The 20826-nt window shown below is 39.4% G+C and carries 19 protein-coding genes and 1 tRNA gene; 19 read left to right on the top strand and 1 reads right to left on the bottom strand.

The genetic code is table 11. The features are described from left to right. Positions 1-33 precede the first annotated feature (33 nt). Genes BLS24_RS05925 through BLS24_RS05915 form a run of 3 tightly spaced genes read left to right on the top strand, consistent with a single transcriptional unit; the run spans position 34 to position 1835 of the window. Positions 34-909, top strand: a complete 876-nt coding sequence (locus BLS24_RS05925) for a metallophosphoesterase family protein (protein ID WP_091757085.1) — start codon at positions 34-36, stop codon at positions 907-909. Then, positions 906-1400 (top strand): HAD domain-containing protein, encoded by a 495-nt coding sequence (locus BLS24_RS05920; protein WP_091757083.1) that lies wholly within the window; start codon positions 906-908, stop codon positions 1398-1400. The genes BLS24_RS05925 and BLS24_RS05920 overlap by 4 nt, the downstream gene beginning before the upstream one ends. 15 nt (positions 1401-1415) lie before the next feature. Next, positions 1416-1835 (top strand): GNAT family N-acetyltransferase, encoded by a 420-nt coding sequence (locus BLS24_RS05915; RefSeq protein ID WP_242872241.1) that lies wholly within the window; start codon positions 1416-1418, stop codon positions 1833-1835. Between the two features lie 48 nt (positions 1836-1883). Here BLS24_RS05915 and BLS24_RS05910 read toward each other — a convergent pair whose 3' ends face one another. Continuing rightward, positions 1884-3494, bottom strand: a complete 1611-nt coding sequence (locus BLS24_RS05910; protein WP_143015143.1) for a hypothetical protein — start codon at positions 3492-3494, stop codon at positions 1884-1886. A 186-nt stretch (positions 3495-3680) separates the two neighbouring features. Between BLS24_RS05910 and BLS24_RS05905 the strand changes: the two genes are divergently transcribed. From BLS24_RS05905 to BLS24_RS05830, 16 genes are all read left to right on the top strand, one after another. Then, positions 3681-4205, top strand: a complete 525-nt coding sequence (locus tag BLS24_RS05905) for a cysteine hydrolase family protein (protein ID WP_091757079.1) — start codon at positions 3681-3683, stop codon at positions 4203-4205. A 142-nt stretch (positions 4206-4347) separates the two neighbouring features. Further along, positions 4348-5043, top strand: a complete 696-nt coding sequence (locus BLS24_RS05900; protein WP_091757077.1) for a hypothetical protein — start codon at positions 4348-4350, stop codon at positions 5041-5043. Positions 5044-5245: 202 nt separating this feature from the next. Continuing rightward, positions 5246-6187 carry a helix-turn-helix domain-containing protein gene (locus BLS24_RS05895; RefSeq protein WP_091757075.1) on the top strand — a complete coding sequence of 314 codons (942 nt, stop codon included), beginning with the start codon at positions 5246-5248 and terminating at the stop codon, positions 6185-6187. 373 nt (positions 6188-6560) lie between these two features. Next, entirely contained in the window at positions 6561-7430 is an 870-nt protein-coding gene (locus BLS24_RS05890) for an ABC transporter transmembrane domain-containing protein (RefSeq protein WP_091757073.1), read from the top strand. A 130-nt stretch (positions 7431-7560) separates the two neighbouring features. Next, positions 7561-9180, top strand: a complete 1620-nt coding sequence (locus BLS24_RS05885) for an IS1634 family transposase (protein ID WP_091757072.1) — start codon at positions 7561-7563, stop codon at positions 9178-9180. A gap of 107 nt (positions 9181-9287) precedes the next feature. Then, positions 9288-9968, top strand: a complete 681-nt coding sequence (locus BLS24_RS05880; protein ID WP_176764351.1) for an ATP-binding cassette domain-containing protein — start codon at positions 9288-9290, stop codon at positions 9966-9968. A gap of 171 nt (positions 9969-10139) precedes the next feature. Next, a complete protein-coding gene (locus BLS24_RS05875; protein WP_091757068.1) occupies positions 10140-10343 on the top strand; it encodes a hypothetical protein in 204 nt (67 codons plus the stop codon). Between the two features lie 7 nt (positions 10344-10350). Beyond that, entirely contained in the window at positions 10351-11586 is a 1236-nt protein-coding gene (locus tag BLS24_RS05870) for a bacterial transcriptional activator domain-containing protein (RefSeq protein WP_091757066.1), read from the top strand. A 189-nt stretch (positions 11587-11775) separates the two neighbouring features. Then, positions 11776-12513, top strand: coding sequence for a GTP pyrophosphokinase (locus BLS24_RS05865; RefSeq protein WP_091757063.1), 738 nt, complete (start codon positions 11776-11778; stop codon positions 12511-12513). A 111-nt stretch (positions 12514-12624) separates the two neighbouring features. Beyond that, the gene (locus tag BLS24_RS05860; protein ID WP_091757061.1) at positions 12625-14781 is read left to right on the top strand and encodes a DUF3160 domain-containing protein; all 2157 of its coding nucleotides are present in this window, start codon (positions 12625-12627) and stop codon (positions 14779-14781) included. Then, positions 14781-16232, top strand: a complete 1452-nt coding sequence (locus BLS24_RS05855; protein ID WP_091757059.1) for a CapA family protein — start codon at positions 14781-14783, stop codon at positions 16230-16232. The genes BLS24_RS05860 and BLS24_RS05855 overlap by 1 nt, the downstream gene beginning before the upstream one ends. Positions 16233-16360: 128 nt before the next feature. Next, positions 16361-17167 carry a hypothetical protein gene (locus BLS24_RS05850; RefSeq protein WP_091757057.1) on the top strand — a complete coding sequence of 269 codons (807 nt, stop codon included), beginning with the start codon at positions 16361-16363 and terminating at the stop codon, positions 17165-17167. 83 nt (positions 17168-17250) lie between these two features. Continuing rightward, positions 17251-17772 carry a peptidylprolyl isomerase gene (locus BLS24_RS05845; RefSeq protein ID WP_091757054.1) on the top strand — a complete coding sequence of 174 codons (522 nt, stop codon included), beginning with the start codon at positions 17251-17253 and terminating at the stop codon, positions 17770-17772. 81 nt (positions 17773-17853) lie between these two features. Next, positions 17854-17925: transfer RNA gene (locus BLS24_RS05840), tRNA-Trp, on the top strand. A 152-nt stretch (positions 17926-18077) separates the two neighbouring features. Then, positions 18078-19280, top strand: coding sequence for a hypothetical protein (locus tag BLS24_RS05835; RefSeq protein WP_091757052.1), 1203 nt, complete (start codon positions 18078-18080; stop codon positions 19278-19280). A gap of 500 nt (positions 19281-19780) precedes the next feature. After that, complete coding sequence (locus BLS24_RS05830) at positions 19781-20809, top strand: CPBP family intramembrane glutamic endopeptidase (protein WP_091757050.1); 1029 nt, start codon at positions 19781-19783, stop codon at positions 20807-20809. Positions 20810-20826: the final 17 nt, after the last annotated feature.

Here is a 20826-nt window from a genome sequence, read left to right as displayed (position 1 = left end):
TAATATTGTTTATGGCAGATTGGTGGTAACTAGATGAAGATAGCAGTATTTGCAGATATCCATAGTAATTATGAAGCTTTTAAGACTTGTTTTGAAAAGGCTATTAATGAAGGGGCAACAGAGTTTATTTTTCTTGGCGATTACCTTGGAGACATGGCTAATTTAAGACAGACCATGGATATGGTATATCAGGTAAGAAAAGACTATCCTTGCACCTTCATTAGAGGAAACAAAGAGGATTATTGGTTAGAACATAGAAAGCATCCTGACGCAGAGGATTGGGAGTATGGTAGAACTACTACTGGGATGTTGCGATATAATTTTGATCGTGTGACAGATGAGGATTTAGATTTCTTTGAGAGTATGCCAATTAGCATAGATAAGCATTACGAGGGATTTCCTGATATCACTTTTTGTCATGGTTCACCATATAGCGCAAATCAGAGCTTGAGACCTGATTATGACTATATAGACGAGGTTACAGCTACTTTCAAAAACGATATAGTAATCTGTGCTCATTTCCACATTCAAACCCAGTATACAAGATCAGGGAAGCTAATCATCAACCCTGGAGCAATAGGAATATCGCTAAATGCAGGCGGTAAAGCACAGTTTATGATTCTTGAAGGTGAGAATGGAGCATGGGATTATCATTTCTATTCAGTGGAATATGATGTAGACGCCACAATTAAGGCTATGCACGATGAAAAGATAAATGAGCTGGCACCAGGCTGGTATAGAATCACAAAACATCTCTTGCAGACAGGTGAAAACTCCCATGCGTCAATACTGAGAAAAGTAATGTCTGATTATTACAAAGAGACAGGCATAGAGACTCTTCACGGCATACCTGAGGAGTTTTGGGAAAAAGAGCTTGATGAGATCTTGGGCGTGGAGGGAAATGCATGAATAACGTAGTATTCCTTGACGTAGACGGCGTTTTAAACTCCAAATTCTGGGATAATGACCATCAGCGTGAGATCAGTGAAGGTAAATATGTAGACCCTGAAGCCGTAAAGCTTCTAGGAACTCTTACGAAAAGAACTAATGCAAAGATTATTCTCCACTCGGGATGGCGATTTTGGTTTGATGAATCCATGAAACCTCTTAGACCAGAAGCAGAGTTTTTTGCAAATGCGTTAGCAAAGGAAGGAATGAGCATTTACGGAGTTACGCCAGACTTAACGACAGAAGAAATAAGAAAAACAAAGAAATTTAGTCTAGTTAAGGCTGATGAGATACTGAAGTGGCTGGAAGACAACAGCTCTTTTACCAAGTGGGTGGTACTAGATGACCTAGATCTACATAACGAGGAAGTGGCAAGACATCAGGTGAAGACTGATCCAGAGATAGGACTTACGGAAAAAGACGTAGAAAAGGCAATAGAGATACTTGAATAAGGAGGCATCAAGGCAGTGGCAATAACATATTCAGAGAAAGTACCAGATTTACAGACATATTATGATCTTAGAGAATCAGTTGAGTGGAACAACTTCTGTCCAGAACAGACACAGAAGGCGTTAGATAATAGCGTATACTTTGTGCTGGCTAAGGATGGTGACAAGCCAGTTGCCATGGGAAGAGTGGTTGGAGATGGAATGTACTACACTATAGTAGACGTCGTAGTAAGACCAGAATATCAGGGGCGGAAGATTGGTGCAACGCTGATCAACAAGCTGGTTGAACTCATCCAAAACGATGCGCCTAAGGGAGCAAGATTAAGCATTCAACTGCTAGCAGCTAAAGGCAAAGAAGAATTCTATGTAAAACAAGGCTTTAAGATATGTCCACACGAGTTTTGCGGGCCTGCTCTTAGAAAGATCATTTATACATAAAATAATGAGACCTCTATCTCGAAAAAGGATAGAGGTCTCGTTTTATGATCATCCAAGCTTCATCACAACATCATATGTATCAAATTCATATGCGCCATTAACTTTCTTACCCTTATCAACAACAACTCTAAGGCCGCTATCTTCAAGACTGACATAAACGACATTTCCACCAGTTAGAGCTTCGTCATGTTCAATGTAGAAGTAAGCATTGCCCCAAGAAAAGTCATTATTTAGGTGGTAGCAAGTATCTATGCCATATGATGAGCCATCAGCTGCATTTTCATTTTGGCAGTACCTAAGAGCTGAGAAATCAACAGCTATAATTGGTTCTGAACTGTAGGTATAAGTAACGATGAGAATTTCAGCAACTCCATCACCATCAATATCTTTGGCCTGAATGTAATCAATGGTCTTAAAGTCATGTGTCTCATGAATGCAGCTTCCAGCCTCTTTTCCATCAACTGTAAAACTGTAAATGATGTCTCCGCTGTCGTTCTTACTTCTAAATACAGCTAAATGCCCATCAAATCGAGTTCCTTTGATTCCATCTACGTACTCGGTGATATCACCAGTAATATCATTTAATGAAACATCTCTGCAACTTTCAAACTGATCATCCGGGCATAAAGACGATACATCCGTGTGTTCCATAGAAACTAAAGAAATGCCATATTGATTATCTTCTTCATCAGAAGAGTATGGATGATAGCCGCCTGGATAGCCTATTTCGTCAGCTTTTTTGGTGAGCATTTCGTCAATTTCGTTTTGCTTATAGACATTTATGCCAGCTTCAATGAATCTTTGCATATAAGGATTTGATTCGTCAAAGCACTCATCAGTAGTAATGATCGAATAATCTTCATCAAGCATATCGTAGGTGTAGTAAGGGTGATCCTCACCGTTTTCATCCTCGATGTAGTATCTAGTGATCATAAAGTGCTCAGTTTCAAGCCCTTCAAATTTAACTGTTACCATATCGCCCGCTTCATTGTAAGCATAGTAGCTATAAGGATCACCTTCTGTCATACTGGAGTAAAAGAACTTGTAATCACCATCGGCGTTTACGAATGCAAAATCACCGCCGTGAGCTGTTGCTCCTGCAGAACCTGCTGATGAGATCATTCCGGTATCACTGATACTAAGATCACTTCTCTCCCAAGCTTCACCGGAATAACAGATCTTAAGCTTCCCATCAAATTCCTTAAGGATAAAAGAAAGACTCGATGATGCGCCAAGATCAAGCTTTACCAAAAGCTCTTTTATGCCGTCTTCTCCGCAATCGATGTAACAATACTTAGGTTCACCATCAACAGTATTGTGGTCGTCTTCGATGCATTTGATGATCTCATTGATGTCGTATTTTTTGCCATCTTCTAGGTAATCAGAAAGAGCATCGCCGCCCTTTGATGGAAGATTTTGATATTTGACTTTAACGTCGCCATTCATGAAGGCTTCGTAGATATTGTCTTCTGTACTAGCGCTTTCAGCGGCAGTTTCGGATGAAGCTTCTGAAGAACTTTCGCTATTATCAACTGATTCAATCTCTTTAGAACGCCCTGATGCGCTTTCATCTATTTCCACATCTTTACCGCAGCCAGCAAGCATAGATGCTGCAAGGGTAAAAGACATTATTCCTGCTAAAAATTGTTTTTTCATCATGTATACTAACCTCACTATATCTTTATATATCTTACTCGAAAAAAATCTTCTTACAATAGGGACACAAGTAAAAACGGCGTTATGTTGAGCAAAAATCAAAAAGATACATAGATTAGAAATGTAGTAGATGAACTGATATGATCTGTGCGATAATAATTTCTATTACAAGACATCTGGAGGAAGTGTATGAAATTACTAGTTATCGACATTCAAAAGGGAATCATTGACGAAAGACTTTACGCATTTGAAAGCTTTATTAGTAACACTAAAAAGATCATAGAGACTGCAAGACAGAATAACGTGGAAGTGATCTACGTTCAGCATGACGACGGCCCTGGTACAGGATTTTCAATCGGAGATAGAGATTTTGAGATTGCAGATCAGGTAGCTCCTAGGGATGGAGAAAAGATCTTTTACAAGACCATAAATAGTGCCTTCGGAAACAAGGAATTAACAGAATACCTTGAACAGAGCGGAGAAAAAGACCTGATGATAGTAGGCCTTCAGACTAACTTCTGCATTGATGCCACTGTTAAGTCAGCCTTTGAAAGGGGCTACAACGCGATAATCCCACAGGGCACAAACTCAACCTTTGATAATGACTACATGGATGGAGAGACAACCTACAGATACTACAACGAGATGATGTGGCCAAAGAGATTTGCAAAGTGCCTATCCATGGAAGAAGCAATAGGAATACTTGAAGGATAATTTACATATTTATTACATCCAAAGAAATAAATGATATTCCAAATATCAATGAACAAATTCAAACTCCTGTAAATACATGGTTTGACAATTATTACAATTAATGTAATAATTACTAACATATTATTAACAGGAGGAAATGCCTATGAAGAAAAAGATCGTACTTTCTTTGGCATTGGCAGTAATGCTGATGGGATGTGGTAGTCAAGGCAAGTCACTTGATACATCAGAAAGTAGTTCAGGCGCTACTGGCGATGTATATGTGATCTCAGAAGACACAACACATGAAGCTACAACACCAAATGCAGAAATAACGCCAGATGAGATAGAAGGCGACTACGACGTAGTTCTCCCTGGCGGAGCGCCAATGATCGATGCGGAAGGCCTTGATTCTTTTGACCAGTTGATCGACACAAAGCTTGATGCTGGCATGGGATATGCCAAGCTCAAGTTTGGAGATACAGATGTACTCTTAGTATCAAGCGGCTGCTTTGACCTTGATGGCAAGAATGCAGCAATAGATTCAAGCTTCTTTATCATTGGAGAAGATGGAAAAGTAACAGGACTCGGCGGATTAGACAGCAGCGGTACAGGATACCCTGTAGTCATGAAAGGAGATTGTATATACTTTGCAACACCTAACTCAGTTGCAAAATATACGGTCAAAGATGGTTTACTCTCACTTGTGCTTTTGGCAAGAACAGAGTTTGATTCAGAGGATAATGCAACAAACTACGTAAATGACGGTACGGAAGAAAAAGAAGTACCAGACTATTCTGTGATCGATGGCTTAGTAAGTGAGATGCAGAATGCAGACGTAGTTGAATTCACAGTAAAATAATCGTATAAATCATTGGTAACTCCCTAGGCTCATATAGCCTGGGGAGTTTTTGTTAATAAAATGGAAATTGAAAAATGTGTTGAAAATAGTAAGAATTTGCATTTTTTTGAGGAATAATTTAATTTGTGATGCTGTATAATGAGTTAATCAAATATAATGCGTGCTATAAGTCTGGTGAACTTGTAGCAAAGGAGATGACTAGATGATAGAACTGACAATTGGAGACATTATAAGAGAGAAAAGAAAAGCACTTCATTTAACTCAAGAAGAGGTTTGCTTTGGAATTTGCGACAAAGTAACTATGTCGAGAATAGAAACAGACAAGCAAACTCCGTCAAGAACGACGCTTAATGCATTGCTACAGAGGCTAGACATTAGTGATGACCGATTCTTTGCGGCGGTTAGTGTAGAAGAAGTGCAAATCAATGAATTATGTAACGAAATAACTGCCCTAAATGTACAATATGAAAAAGCTGGTAGAGAAGAAAAGAAAACGATAAAGGAAGACATAGAAGAAAAACAGCAGAAATTACGTGCGCTGATGAGCAAAAACGATAAGTTGACCGAGCAGTTTCTTGTCAGATCCGAAGTCATAATTGGAGGGTATAAGTCGACTGAAAAAATAGATAAGCTTATAAAAGCGTTACGTCTTACACATCCTGATTTTGATATTTCTAAAATAAAAAATGGTATATTTTCCGTTGATGAAATAAAAATGATAAATCAAATTGCCATGGCTTTTTCAGAACAGAATGATTCGGAGAAGGCTTTAAGAATATGGGAAGACTTATTAACTAACAATAAGGATAGATATGAGAAAATAGTTCCTGCAAAAACCCAAAGATGTTTGATATTATACGGATTATCTAGAGAGTATCTAATTAGAGAAAACATAAAGAAGGCCATGATGTATGCTGAAGAAGGAAGAGAAATAGCAATTGATTATGGCATTTATAGACACCTGCCAGGATTTTTAATAATCCTGGCAGAGTGTATGCATCAACTGGATGATGATGCAAAAAGTAAAGAATTATTTGAGGATGTGTATCATTTATGCAAAGTTATTAATGATAAAGCAAATCAAAAAATCGCTATTGAAGCCATGAAAGAATATTTTAGTATCGTTCATACTCCAAAATTATAGTCATCAGATGAGGGGGCAGGAACATATATTTGTATCGAGTAAGATGTTAGATGTGTACAGGAGCTATCACTTGAATCAGTTAAAGACTTATCTGAATTTTGAGCGATATTAGCTGAGAATAATAAACAGGAAATGATTGAGAATAGAATTAGTGTCCTTTTCATATGAAACCTCCTAAAAGTAGTGAAGTCAGTTTATAACATAATAGCGATGAAAAAAATGTCGTATGGTGTAACTAAAAGTTACACCATACGACATTTTTTTATGTATTGATTGTATTTATAATAAGAAAAATTAATGCCATGGCAAATAAAAAAAGGAGAGTAAGAATTAGAATCCTTTATTAAATTTATGGTTGAGAAAGGGTTTATCAATGGAAATTAATAAATTAACGCAACAAGCACTAAAAAGGTTTAATGTACTAAGGATTGTAGTCATATTGCTATGCATTATGTGTAATGTAATTATGCTTGTTGTTCCTGTGTATATTGGCCATATTATCGACCAAATTAATGTATTAAGCAATCAAAACAATAATTCGTTTATACTGATCATTTTTCTTTTTTTGTTAAGTGCTGTTTTCAATTTTTTTCAGAATTTTCTTTGGTTTAAATTGACTTATTTGGGTCAAGCTACGTTAAGAGGAAAGGTTTTTGAAAGAACATTGGATAATCCGGTGTATTTTTTTACTAGTGAAAAGAAAGGGGATTATGTCAATAAAATCATCAACGATGTTGGAGCATATGCAAGTAATAGATTGATAAGCGACGCAATGCTCATTACAAACGTTTCTACATTGGTCATTGGGTTTGTTTATATTTTTATCATAAATATATATATTTCTATCTTTATAGTAGTAATTTGTATGTTTTATTTTGCATCGTATTTGGTAATAAATAAAAAAATGCGAGAATGTTCTAAAGAAGAAAAAGAAACAAATTCTCAATTAATCCATACAACAGGTCAAATGTATTCTTTTTCAAAAACTGCAAAATATTATAATAGGGAGAGTTTTTTTTCTCACAAATATAATGAGCTTGTGCAAGAATTATGTAATAAATCAATCAATTTGCAAAAATGGAAATCGTTAGCAGGGGCAACATCTACAGCACTAGTACAAATGATTCTAATTTTTGCTGTCATGTTCGGGATATATTTTATCTCTATAGGCAAATGTACAGTAGGAGCCCTTTTTAGTATATATCCTGCGCTCCCGCGAAATTATACCAAGGCTCTGGTATAAATGATTAACAGTTATGACCGCAAATCCTTGATTTTACTGGCTTTGTGAGCACAAAATATTGTATCAAAAACACATATTTTACTTGATATTCCGTTAATTCATTGGTATAATTATACCAAGGAGGTGAGTTATGGAAATCAAGATAAATGAGCCATGGATCACTGATAAAGTCCGCATTCAGAATGGTTACGCATATATTGATCACCCATTCTGGGATGCAGAAAAGCAGCAGGCTGATCATAAGCGTGAGTACATTGGCAAGTATGATGGAACGGACTTCAAGCCCAACAAAAACTTCCATCGTCTCAAAGCTGAATATGAAGTCAGTCTCACGGCTTCCAAGACCGGACCTGTACCGACAGACATTTGTCTTCGCCAGTTCCATGGAGCTACATACCTGCTTGACAGGATTGCTGAAAAGACAGGCATAGCCGGTGATCTTGGAAAGTGCTATGGCTCATTGGCACCACAGATACTCTCCATAGCTTACTACCTTGTTATTGAGGAAGGGTTGCCATTATACCGTTTCACTAAATGGGGCAGCACCCACAGGCATCCTTATGGCAAGGATATTCCTTCTCAAAGGAGTAGCGAACTTTTCGGGCTGATCACTGAAGAATCCAAGATGGATTACTTCAAGTACCAGGCAAAACGCCATTCCTGCGATGAATACCTTGCTTTTGATACAACATCTATCTCCTCATACTCGACTTTGATAAAGCAGGCCAAGTATGGAAAGAACAAAGAAGGTGATTCCCTTCCGCAGATAAATCTTGCTCTGCTGTATGGAGAGGAATCAATGCTCCCTGTTTACTACAGGAAACTGGCAGGTAACATCACTGATGTTAAGACTATAGAGAACCTCGTTAAGGATGTGGATTTCCTTAAACTTGAAAAGCTCAAGCTTGTCATGGACAGAGGCTTCTACAGCGAGAAGAACATAAATGACCTGATGAAGCATCATCATAAGTTTCTCATCGGAGCCAGACTCTCACTTAACCTCGTAAGCAACCGCCTTAACAAGATCCGTGATGATTTTGTTACCCGCTTTAACTATAATTCTGAGCTAAAGCTCTATGTCATGTCATTTACAGAGGAATGGGAATACACCGAGGAAAAGCCCCGCTCCGGTGAAGTCATTACTGACAAGCGCCGTATATATCTCCATTTCTACTACAATGACCAGAAAGCTACTGATGACAAGGTACGGTTCAATGCAATGCTTGACCGCCTTGAAAACAACCTGGTAAATGGCACTCCTGATCCGGAAGACGCAAAGCTGTATCAGAAGTACTTTACAATACATGAGACACCAGTAAGAGGAAAAACCTACTCATTCAATGAGGATGCAATTCGCAAGGCTGAGCGTAACTATGGCTATTTTGCTCTCATGACCAATGGCATCAAGGATCCTGTTGAAGCACTGCGCATCTACAGGCTCAAGGATCTTATAGAGAAATCCTTTGGCAACCTCAAAGATCGCCTTTCAATGCGCAGGATGTCTGTCGCATCAGAGGAAAACTTTGAAGGCAAGCTCTTCGTGCAGTTCATAGCACTGCAGCTGATGTCTTATATCAAAAAGCAGATGGATGAAAATGGCCTGTTCAGCGACTACACAATGCAGTCACTGCTTGACGAGCTGGATGTCATCGAATACTACCAGCAGCCCGGCAAAGCCCATCATCTGTCTGAAATAACTAATAAACAACGTAAGCTCTATGAGCTTATGGAAGTACCTGTCCCGACATAATCCTTGGTATAAAATGACGGGACTTTAGGATATATTCTCTTGCAAGCGTTTTTGATAATCCTATTAGGAATTTAACTGACTTTAATTTGGGATATCAGCAGGCACAAGTGAGCAAAAAAAGAATAGAGGAATTATTTTGCTATCCTATTCATAAGGAAAATGATAAAAAGTTAAGAAAGATAGAACGATTAGATTGTAAAAATATAGAATTTAAATATGAAAATGATGGAAGAGTAATTAAATACGAAGATATAGAGCTGAAAAACGCTTCAAGAATTGCAATCATTGGCGAATCGGGTATAGGAAAGAGTACGTTAATAAGGTTATTGATGCGAGAAATTGAACCTAAAGCGGGAAATATACAAATTAATGGTTTCAACTATGATTCATTTAATATAAAAAGCTATTATGATAGGATTGCGGTTCAAGAACAAGAGATAGTTCTATATGATGATAGTGTAAGAAACAATATATTGCTTGGGCGAAATGTTCCGAATGATGAATTTGAAAAAATAATAACTGAACTAGGATTAAATGATTGTTTGGAAAAAATGCCTGAGCAATTATCTGGTGGTGAGAAAAAGAGAGTAGGACTTGCAAGGGCGCTTGTTGGACAACATGAATTACTTGTTTTAGATGAACCTACTGATGGATTAGATGAATGTATGGAAAATAAAATAGTTGCTTTTTTAGATGAATATTTGAGAAAGCATAACATGGCAATGCTTGTTATTACACATAAAATGAAAATTACAGAAATATGTCAAAAAATAATTCGCGTTGAGTAAAAAATGGAGACCAGCCGCATCGACTGGTCTTCATTTTTATTAATTTTAAAGTTCATCCCACGACAAAAAAAGTACATTTGGCGACATTATAAATCGGTGAAAATTAGTTTCATGATATCGTAAAAGTGTGAAAGAAAGCATGCAGTTGTGAGGTAATGATTGGAGGAAACTATGTACGATGAATGTGGACTCATGATCGTGAAAGAGGACTACTGCTGCGAACATTGGGAACCTGACGATGGAGCGCTTGTTCCTATGAGAGAATGTTGGTGTTGCAAGTGGTCTAATTTTCGGCTTGGAAATATAAATGGCGGAACGGAAAATCTAAGTGTTTGCAATTACGAAGGAAATCGGAAAGAAGTAGTAAACAGGTAGGTGACTTATGAGTGAGGGGATTAGGATTAAGTTAGACGTTCAGTTATTTGGCGGCCTTGTGGTTTCTTATGAGGGTAAGAACATATCAGTCGGTAAAAATAAGTCCGCCAAATACGTTCAGCTATTGGAAATAGTGTGGCTCGCTGGAGAAAATGGTATTCCTAAGGAAAGACTTATGAATATCCTTTACGAGCGCGAAGAACAGTCAAATCTAAGTAACAGCTTCAACAATCTGATATATCAGATGCACAAGCAGCTAAAGAAATCAGGACTGCCTGATTACGACTATATTGTTAATAAGGATGGAATCTTCTATACTGATGATAATATAGAAATAATCACAGATGCAGGAGAGTTTGAGAAGGCTGTTATTGAGGCTAGAAAGCACGAAGATACGACTGAAGGTTTCATGCATTATAAAAGAGCATTTGACCTTTATGTAGCCGAGCTTTTACCAGAAGTTGCAACCCAGGAATGGGTGATCATCAAGAGTGTCCAATTGCAGAAAATGTACTCTGAGTGTGTAGTAGCAGTTGCAAATTACTACGAAAAGCGCAGAGATTACGAATCAATGTATAAGACATACAAAAAGGCAGCAGAGCTTTATCCAGATGATGAGTGGCAGATCGGTGAGATCAACGCCCTTGTGGATATGGAAGCATTTAAGGATGCTTACGCTGTTTATGATGAGACAGTCAGATATTATACTGACGAGCTTGGTATAACCCCTAGTAATGATCTTCTCGAATGTTACGAGCGAATGAGCAGACAGATCACAAATACACCAGGCAAGATCTTACAGATTAGGGATGACATCGTAGAAAGAAGAGGTAATGTATCAGTCGAAGAAGGCGGAGCCTATGATTGCTCCTACCCAAGCTTCATAGATGCATATCATATACTTAGCCGCAACATGGAGCGTTCTGGACAGTCAGTATACATGATGCTCCTGACCTTGGTAGATTATGAAGGCAAGACCATTTCTAATCAGGCCAAGTTAGAGGCAAGGGGAAAGCTCTTGCAGAAGGCTATAGCATTGACTCTTCGCCAGGGAGATACTTATTGTAAGTATTCCGCATCACAGTTCTTGCTCCTTCTTGTTGGAACCAACAAAGAAAGTTGCAAGATCGTTTACAGAAGAGTTCTTAACAAGCTTAAAATTTTGGCTGGACCAAGAACAGAGCTGGAATACAGCGTAGTTTCTCTAGCAGATCTTCCAGAAGGTCTTGGACGGGCAGAATAACAATAAATATAGCTTTTCGGGGGAAAAGTGGTTTTTTTATGAGGATTCCGCAGGCACGTAACGTGCCTTGCGGAATTTTGGGTTTATGGGCAATTTATTTATCGAAAATTTTATAATTCGTTCATATGTGGTTTAAGTTATGTTGATATACTTATCAGGTAGTATTATAAGCGAAAAGGAGTGAAGTCTATGGCAGCTAAACATGTCGACTACTCAGATATAGATTTTGCTGAGAATGCAGAAAGTATAGAGGAGATTGGGTCACTTAATTTTATTACACCAGGTGATCTCGAGAACCTTCTCAAAATGAAGGATCAGGCAAAGGATTTCCAGATCCTTATGATGAAATATGATTGTGCGTTATCAGAAGTGAGGACCAAGCTTGATGTTCTAAACAAAGAGCTCTCACTTATCAACAACCGTAATCCATTTGAATCTATCAAGATGAGGATCAAGACTCCTGTCAGCATCTACAACAAGCTGGCAAGCAAAGGAGTTGAGTTTACTCTCGATAATATTAACGAGCATTTGTCAGATGTAGCCGGTATCAGAGTCATCTGTTCCTTTGTAGATGATATCTATATGCTGGCTGATTGTCTTGCAAATCAGGACGATATCAAGGTTCTTTTGAGAAAAGATTATATTGAAACCCCTAAGGAAAGCGGGTATAGAAGTCTTCATCTCATCATCGAGGTTCCTATCTTCCTGACTCAGGAAAAAGAGTATATGAAGGTGGAAGTTCAGTTTAGAACTATCGCAATGGATTTCTGGGCAAGTCTTGAGCACAAGATGAAATATAAAAAGAATATTGAGAATCAGGAAGTTATTTCTGATGATCTCAAATTCAGCGCAGATCTCATCAACCAGCTGGATCTTCGAATGCAGCAGATCCGCGAGAAGATTGACGCTAGCGGAGATACAGACTAAGATAGAAAGCAAAAGTGAGCCCTAGGGACGGAGGTTGTGGCTCATTTTTTGAAAATGAGCCACAACCTCCGTCCCTAGGGCTCACTTTTGGGGAAAGGAAAGAGGAGTGTTATGAAGAAAAGAATTGTTTCCATAGTTATGGCGATCACTATGACTATGTCACTTTGTGGCGTAGCCGGATGTTCAAGTACGCCAAATGATCCTGGATCCGCCTTTGGCTATGATGAAGAGATCTACTATGATCCTGATCTGGTTCCATCAATTGAACCATACAAGGTAGCAGATGACTTCTCTAATGTTGTCTATCACCACTACTTTGACTACATGTTTGATACAAGTAGTGAGTACGGCGGAGAATCTGCAGCCCAGCTTGTTGATTCTCTTAAGGCCAAGAACTTTGCAGTCAAGCAGGATAGCTTCTCAGAGTTTTTTGATGTGTATGAGAATAACAGATACATTGTATTTCCTAGCTTTGTAACTGTTGATTCCCTTATGCACACATATCACCTGTATTTCTCATATCTTCTTAAAAGAACTGAGAAAAACTACCTTTCAGTTAAATTAAATAACATCAGTAAAGACATGCTCAAAAGAACTGCAGCCCAGTATGAAGCCTTAAAAGGCACAGATTGGGAAGGCGCAGCTTTAAATAACCTTGAGTTTTTCTATGTTGGATGCCTTCTTCTTGATGACAAGGTAGCAGCTCCAATTTCAGATGATAGCTTTAACAAGGCAGTTCAGCAGGAGCTTGCCAAGATACAGGCAGCAGATGGCATATATGAGTGCCCGCTTACAGGCCTTAATGAAGATTACAGTCAGTACAAGCCAAGAGGCTACTATGAAGGCGATGCGCAGCTTGAAAAGTACTTCCGCGCTATGATGTGGTATGGACGAATTGCCTTCAAGGCTGACAGCGAGGAAATGGTCAGATGCACAGTCCTCATGAACGCAGCACTTTCAGAGGGCGATGCTGATTACAACAGCGTTTATGACATCACCAGCTTTTTTGCCGGAGTATCAGATGATATCGGATACGCAGATGTTAAGGAAATCTTGGAAAAGAGCTATGGCAAGATGCCAGAAACTTCTGACCTTACATCAAATGCAGCTGCGTTCCAGCAGGTAGTAACTGAGTTTAAGAATGCTAAGGCGCCACAGATAAATTCAATACCTGTATATGAAGACGAAGAAAACGTGATCCCATCCTATAGATTCATGGGACAGAGATTTACTGTAGATGCAGCGATCATGCAGCAGCTGGTATTCCGCGCAGTGGAAGAGAACAGCCAGGGGCAGCGCAGGATGCTCCCTGATGCTCTTGATGTGCCAGCAGCACTTGGCTCAGACACAGCAATGAATATCTTAACAGAGCAGGGGGCTACAGATTACAAGAACTACTCAGAGAACATGGCTATGATGCAGGAAACCTTCAATAATTCGGATCCTGCAACATGGAATGCATCTCTTTATTCTGGATGGCTCAACACACTTAGACCACTCCTTGAGCATAAGGGCGAGGGCTATCCTTCATACATGCAGTCTGAAGATTGGGACAAAAAGAACCTTGAAACCTTTGTTGGTTCCTACGCTGAGCTCAAGCACGACACAATTCTTTACGCCAAGCAAGTAATGGCAGAGATGGGCGGCGGAGAAGATGAAGAGATCCCAGATGACAGAGGATATGTAGATCCTCAGCCAGTTGTTTATAGCAGATTCGTGTCTCTTTCTAACAAGACTCTTGAAGGCCTTAAGGGCTATGGCATGATCGACCAGGAGAGCGAGGAAGACTTAAAGCTCCTTTCGGAGATTGCCATGAGACTTCTTCAAATCTCAGAAAAAGAGCTAAAAAATGAGTCACTTTCAGATGATGACTATGAATACATCAGAAACTATGGTGGAAACCTTGAACACTTCTGGCTTAAGGCTAATCAGGATGACTTTGACACAGACCTTGTATATGCTTATCAGGCTCCATGCCCTGTAATTGCAGATATAGCCACAGATCCTAACGGAACTGTTCTTGAGGTCGGCTCTGGTAAAGTTGATAGCCTGTACGTGGTGTTCCCTATCGACGGCGAGCTCCACGTAGCAAGAGGCGCAGCTTACAGCTTCTACCAGTTCACAACACCAATAGATAACAGGCTCACAGACAGCCAGTGGAGAGCAATGCTTGAGGGTGGATATCTCGATGATGACTGGAACTGGGTTGAGAGCGAATCAGCACCAGCCAAGCCTGAATGGACAATGAGTTATAGAATAGGTGGCTGATGAAAAGGTGTTTACACTTCATAAGTAAATATAAATGGTGGCTGCTACTGCTTTTTGCAGTGGCAGCCATTTGCTGTGCTCTGAACTTTTCGCATCTCAGAACCCTGTTTGCACCGCCCTTGTGGGTAGATTACCAGGATAAAAAAGCTTCTTTTACCGAAAATGGATATGACTATTCATTGGTAATACAAGGCAAAAAATGTGGATTATATGATGCTAGCGGCGACAGATTGTGGACAAGTGATGATGGCCACAGGATTCAGGATGGCTTCCTCACGGACCTTGATGGAAATGGCGACCCTGAGATGGTTCTTTTGGTGTGGAAAAGAGGAACCTACGGCAAGGCACGTCCCTTCTGGGTTAAAAATAACGACAATGCCTATTCACAGCATATCTTCATATATGACATTTCTGATGGTGGGAAAGTCAGCCAGAAATGGTTTGCTTCGGACATAGGTATCCTTGTAAGCCGCATGAAACTCATGGACAAGAATCCTTCCATCATCCTTGCAGAAGATAGAAGCGGCAACAATACCCTTTGGAGATGGGATTCCTTTGGACTCAAGAACATAGACAATGAGGTGAGCATTGTGGCTTTTGGTGACAACATTATCCATGAGCCTATCTATGAATATGCAGCAAGGTACGAAGGCGGAAGCTTTGACTTTATGTATGAGCCCTTTGCAAAAGAGATCCAGAGTGCGGACATTGCTATGGTTCAGGCAGAGACTGTGTTAGTTGATAAAAAAGACATAGTATCAGGCTATCCAAGCTTTGGTTCGCCAATAGAGGTTGGCAAGGCTCTTAAAAAAGCTGGATTCGATGTTGTGGCCTGCGCCAATAACCATGTTCTTGATAAAGGAACCTATGGTATCGATGTCAGTAGCTCTTTTTACAAGGGAAACGGCATGACTGTGCTGGGAATACAGGAAAGTACTGAGAAAGATTACCGCCCCTACGAACTTATCAGCAAAAACGGCATCAAGATTGCGCTATTTGCCTATACATACGGAACTAATGCAGGTGATGCGTCAGACAAATACCCAAACATGATCCATTACCTTCCTGGAGATTCAGATGCAGAAAGGAATGCATTCGTTAGCGAGATCCAAAGTGCCAGAGATGAAGCGAATTTTGTGATTGTCTATGTACACTGGGGTGATGAATACGAGACAAAAGTATCTGACTACCAAAAGGAGATGACAGCTCTTTTGGCAGAGGCTGGAGCTGATGTGGTCATAGGAAGCCATCCTCATGTGATCCAAGAGGCAAAACTTGTGCAAAGGCCAGATGGCAAAGATATGCTTGTTTACTACTCTCTTGGGAATTTCAGAGCAGACCAAAAGTACAAAGGAGCCAAGGCAAGCTTCGTTATCCAGCACTCTTTTGAAGGAGTTTCCATTAAAGAATGGCAGCAGACAGAGTTTGAGGCATACTGGAAACTAAAGTGACCTGGCATAAATTTTTTTTCGCCAAAAAGTCTATTATAAACTTGACTAATTTGCCCTTTGTATTGTTTAATGTCCTAAGCGCTGGCTATAAAATTTTTACTATGATAGCCCTTTAGGAGGAAAGAAAAATGAAAAAGAGATTAGTATGTTTTGGCTTATGTCTCGTAATGCTGTTCTCAGCAACTGCTTGCAACAGTTCAAGTGGAAGTCACGAACTTAAGGGAACAGAGGACGAGAATCAGAAGAAAGAGTTCGTTTCAGAAAAGAAGCTCGAAGAAGAGATTGGCTCATCTGATGAAGCTAGCACAGAGGCATCAGAAGATATTGATACAGATATTGACGAGATGAGTGAAGATTCAGATCTTGAACTTGAAGATATTGAGGATCTTGAAGATATTAGCAGCACTGCAAACAGTGGACAGGGCGTTCTCCTTGGATATTCTTATGTAGGATATGAGGATGGATGCATCACATCAGCTCCAAGTGGAACGATCAAAGATGATACAGTTCTTTTCAACGGTGTAACTGCTGGAGAAATGTGCGATTACATGGATAAAGAGATTCTTCCAAAAGGAGAGAAGCTCAACAGAGATCTTGTTTACCAGTTCCTTGAAGTTAATCTTATCAGCGATAACGTAACAGACGATGATTACTCATTTGCTTATGCTTGCCTTCAGGCACTTTCACTTGCTTATGAATTTGGAGATCATGATGTTCAGGTCAAGAAGATGAGAGTTTCATTCGACAACAGAGAGGTTCGTTACTACGACGTAACTATCGATGGCAAGGATGATACATTTGTAAGTGATATGCTCAACTACAAGTTCTCCATTGATAATGGTGACACAGATTACTCAGATATCTACAGCAAAGACAATCTTGCTCTTTGGGTACTTGGTATCTCAAAGGTATTTAATATCAGCTTAGGCGAATAAGATGTTAAAAGAACTGCTGGTTTGTGCCGGCAGTTCTTTTTTGTTATACTAGTCAAAGAATGATTTGACCAGGAGGAAAAGAAATGGCACAGAACCCAATAGTTACAATTACTATGGAAAATGGTGATGTTATTAAGGCTGAGCTCTATCCAGAGATTGCACCTAGCACAGTTAATAACTTCATTTCACTTATTAAAAAGAACTTTTATGATGGACTTATCTTCCACAGAGTGATCCGCGGCTTCATGCTCCAGGGCGGAGATCCAGAAGGAACAGGAATGGGTGGCCCAGGATACGGCATCAAGGGTGAGTTTTCATCAAATGGTTTCAAGAATGACTTAAAGCACACAGAGGGTGTTCTCTCAATGGCTAGATCTATGATGCCTAACTCAGCAGGCTCACAGTTCTTTATCATGCACAAGACATCTCCTCACCTTGACGGAGACTACGCTGCATTTGGTAAGGTTACTGAAGGTCTTGATGTTGTCAACAAGATCGCAGAGACAGAGACAGACTGGAATGATCGTCCTGTTCAGGATCAGGTCATGAAGACAGTTACTGTTGAGACCTTTGGAGTAGACTATCCAGAACCAGAGAAATACTGATACTAAAATACTTTTGTTTTTTGCAGAATTCTTCTTTACAATCATGAGCCGGTATGCTATCATAACATTCGTTGGTGCAATAGGGGAATCATACAATGGCTAGTATGCCGGTCTCCAAAACCGCTCATGCGGGTTCGAATCCTGCTTCCCCTGCTATTGTATAGGCTGAACTTTAGAGAGTTTCTAGAGTTCAGCTTTTTTTGTTGTATAAGAAATTCTTATTTGACGCAAAACGTGTACAAAAGTTTGACCATGAAGTATACTGTGTAAATGTGAATAAATATGTAACAATTTGGAGACAATATATGAAAAAAAGAAATGTATTAGTATGCCTTACAGCCCTTGCTGCTTCAGCTTTGCTTGGAGGATGTGGTGGCCCTGAGGGACCTGTTCCTAGTAAAGGCGATGTGGCAAAGTATGTTAAAGAAAATATTTCTGAAAAGTGTGAGTATGTAAGTCGAGAGACAGTTTGCGAAAGCCCAAAGGAAATAGCTTATACATATAAGTCAAAAGAGCGTGACCTGGAATTTAAGGTATATGCATATCGACATAATGTTGGTATGTACGAAATGAAGATATATAAAGGAAAAATAAGAACTGATTATGAGTACGTGGTCAGAACATCTTACGATTCCAGAATACAGCCTTTATTTGAGGAGTTCATTTCTGATGGAGATGTAAAGATTGCCAGTTCGGATCAGGTGGATAAGCTTGCAGAAGCCTTGGTAAAGGCCAACGAGATCTATAGAGAAGAACTTAAATACAATGATAAGAGCTTTTTGGAGGAGCACCCTTATGACAATATAAGAGTTGTATGTGATACTGCTCCAGGAAGCACTTATAAGACCTACGGCCTTGGATATTTTGCCATTAATGGTGTTGAATATGATGAAGAATATTATAAAAATGCCTTAGACAACGAGATTGCACAGGCCATCAAGGATGGTAAGATCTCAGCAGAGCAGTACCAGGGCTTTGGAGATACTGTAGGTGATATGCATGTATCACAGCTTGACCACATTTATTTTAATGATGAAGAAATGCTCTACGACAACAATCAGAACGACTACGGCACAGTAGGCGTAATGACTGATGAATTCGCATATTCAGAATATAGCTACGATGAAAATAGCTATATGATGTTTGTGGACTTTGGCCTTGTAGCAGATGGTATCGGAAGCCCAGCCTTTGTGATCAGAGAGTACACAGACAGACTTGGCGGCTCTTTTGAGATCCTTACTAAGGACCAGACTACCAAAGATCAGGACCTTGAGTGTACCTGGACCATCGGCGACCACAAATACGTAATGACATGCCATTACAACGAGATGAATGTAACTAATCTCAAAGTTACCTGCGATGGCGAAGACCTTCATATCGGTAATAATCACAAGCCAGAGAACGACTTTAGAGTAACAATGGTCACTCTTGAGGACTTCTGTAAGATGCTGGATCTGAACTATAGAATTGATGAAGAGAGCGGAAGTTTGTATTTGTATTCTAATTGATTGAAATTGACTCGTTGTGGTAAATGTAGTATTATGATTGTGCGGAACCGCATTAAAACGAGATAATAAAAAGCTATGGCAAAAACGAAACCCTAGATGTTGCAGCATCTAGGGTTTCTTGCTCGTTAGAGTGAGCTATTCTCAGGTTAGTACCGTGTTACTCATCTCTGTCTAGCCATTTGCAAGTATAGTAGGCTACTATACTTGCCAATACAGAGACAATAAACGAGATAATATAAGCTATGGCTGCCACCTCCTTTCTGCTGGAGGGACACGGCTTTATAACATTAGCATAAGCCGTGAGGCAATACAATTAATTTTTCCCCGTCATTTACTGAACTGGATTTTGTTCTTACATATGTATATCACCATCTTTTTTCTTTTGCCTAAATTAGTATAACAACCATCTTTATTTTGCTACATGCAAGATAATCGTCCACTAGTCCGATCTGGATCTTTCTTGGTATAATATCACTCATAGCAAACATAGGAGGAGTGTAATGGAAAGAGAAAACGCAAAAAGGACATACTCAAGATTTGGGCTGAGTTATGTGGGGATGCATTGGGTGTATGTACTGTTGTACATGTTATTACTGCAGGTAGTTAAGCTTGTACTTAGGGTTCCATATTTACCACAAAGTATTAAGATTATCATTAATTTTGGTCTTAGATTCGCAATTGTCTATCCGATAATGTATCTGGCAGTCAGAAGTCTTCCCAAGCATCAGATTGAGAAAAGGAGACTTGGCATAGGTGGATTTATTGCATGTTATTGCATATCTATAGCAATCATGTACATATCAAATCTTACAGGACTTATATTAAATGTCCTTATCGGAAAACTTACAGGTGTTGGCGCGGTCAATCCTATATTTAACGTGGTAGGAGCAATGTCACCAGTGATGCAGGTTGTAATTGCTGTTATTCTGGCACCTATATTTGAAGAATTATTATTTAGAAAGTTCCTTATCGATAGAACTGTAAAATACGGCGAAGTATCAGCAATGCTCATTTCGGGAATCATGTTTGGCCTGTTCCACGGCAATCTTGCGCAGTTCGTGTATGCCACAACCCTTGGAATGTTCTTTGCATTTATATATATCAGAACAGGCAGAATTGGCTACACAATAGCGATACACATGATGATCAACGGATTAAGCACCTATCTGTCATCATTTATCCTTGAGGGAGATCTGTTCACAAGGATCACAACAGCACTTTCAAATGGTGATGTCGACGCTTACACTGCTTTAATAGAAGAAAATCTCTATGCACTTTTGGCAGTTACTTCCATTGCTCTTTGGTTTATAGTAGTTGCAATAGCAGGAGTTATATTGATGATCGTCCATCGTAAGAAGTTCGCGTTTGAGCACCAGGAAGGTGAGATTCCAAAGGGTGAGAGATTCGACACAGTTATGGGCAATCCAGGAATGATAATCTACGTCTTTTATTGGACTTTATCAATCATACTGACGCAGTTTGGAATCAGTATTCTGGAAGTTATCGGCAAGGTATTTAAGTTTTTTTGATTTATATATGGGGGAAA

The organism is Butyrivibrio sp. INlla18 (assembly GCF_900103635.1).
In the GTDB taxonomy this organism is placed as follows: domain Bacteria; phylum Bacillota; class Clostridia; order Lachnospirales; family Lachnospiraceae; genus Butyrivibrio.
The sequence above is the reverse complement of the archived record's forward strand: the minus strand, read 5'-3'. Positions and strand labels throughout refer to the sequence as shown.

Bases quoted from the DNA above. Each gene is read 5' to 3' on its own strand.
- BLS24_RS05865 (WP_091757063.1), top strand. From the start codon at position 11,776: ATGGCAGCTAAACATGTCGACTACTCAGATATAGATTTTGCTGAGAAT.
- BLS24_RS05875 (WP_091757068.1), top strand. From the start codon at position 10,140: ATGTACGATGAATGTGGACTCATGATCGTGAAAGAGGACTACTGCTGC.
- BLS24_RS05910 (WP_143015143.1), bottom strand. From the start codon at position 3,494: ATGATGAAAAAACAATTTTTAGCAGGAATAATGTCTTTTACCCTTGCA.
- BLS24_RS05860 (WP_091757061.1), top strand. From the start codon at position 12,625: ATGAAGAAAAGAATTGTTTCCATAGTTATGGCGATCACTATGACTATG.
- BLS24_RS05920 (WP_091757083.1), top strand. From the start codon at position 906: ATGAATAACGTAGTATTCCTTGACGTAGACGGCGTTTTAAACTCCAAA.
- BLS24_RS05845 (WP_091757054.1), top strand. From the start codon at position 17,251: ATGGCACAGAACCCAATAGTTACAATTACTATGGAAAATGGTGATGTT.
- BLS24_RS05870 (WP_091757066.1), top strand. From the start codon at position 10,351: ATGAGTGAGGGGATTAGGATTAAGTTAGACGTTCAGTTATTTGGCGGC.
- BLS24_RS05835 (WP_091757052.1), top strand. From the start codon at position 18,078: ATGAAAAAAAGAAATGTATTAGTATGCCTTACAGCCCTTGCTGCTTCA.
- BLS24_RS05925 (WP_091757085.1), top strand. From the start codon at position 34: ATGAAGATAGCAGTATTTGCAGATATCCATAGTAATTATGAAGCTTTT.
- BLS24_RS05885 (WP_091757072.1), top strand. From the start codon at position 7,561: ATGGAAATCAAGATAAATGAGCCATGGATCACTGATAAAGTCCGCATT.
- BLS24_RS05830 (WP_091757050.1), top strand. From the start codon at position 19,781: ATGGAAAGAGAAAACGCAAAAAGGACATACTCAAGATTTGGGCTGAGT.
- BLS24_RS05905 (WP_091757079.1), top strand. From the start codon at position 3,681: ATGAAATTACTAGTTATCGACATTCAAAAGGGAATCATTGACGAAAGA.
- BLS24_RS05855 (WP_091757059.1), top strand. From the start codon at position 14,781: ATGAAAAGGTGTTTACACTTCATAAGTAAATATAAATGGTGGCTGCTA.
- BLS24_RS05895 (WP_091757075.1), top strand. From the start codon at position 5,246: ATGATAGAACTGACAATTGGAGACATTATAAGAGAGAAAAGAAAAGCA.
- BLS24_RS05900 (WP_091757077.1), top strand. From the start codon at position 4,348: ATGAAGAAAAAGATCGTACTTTCTTTGGCATTGGCAGTAATGCTGATG.
- BLS24_RS05890 (WP_091757073.1), top strand. From the start codon at position 6,561: ATGGAAATTAATAAATTAACGCAACAAGCACTAAAAAGGTTTAATGTA.
- BLS24_RS05850 (WP_091757057.1), top strand. From the start codon at position 16,361: ATGAAAAAGAGATTAGTATGTTTTGGCTTATGTCTCGTAATGCTGTTC.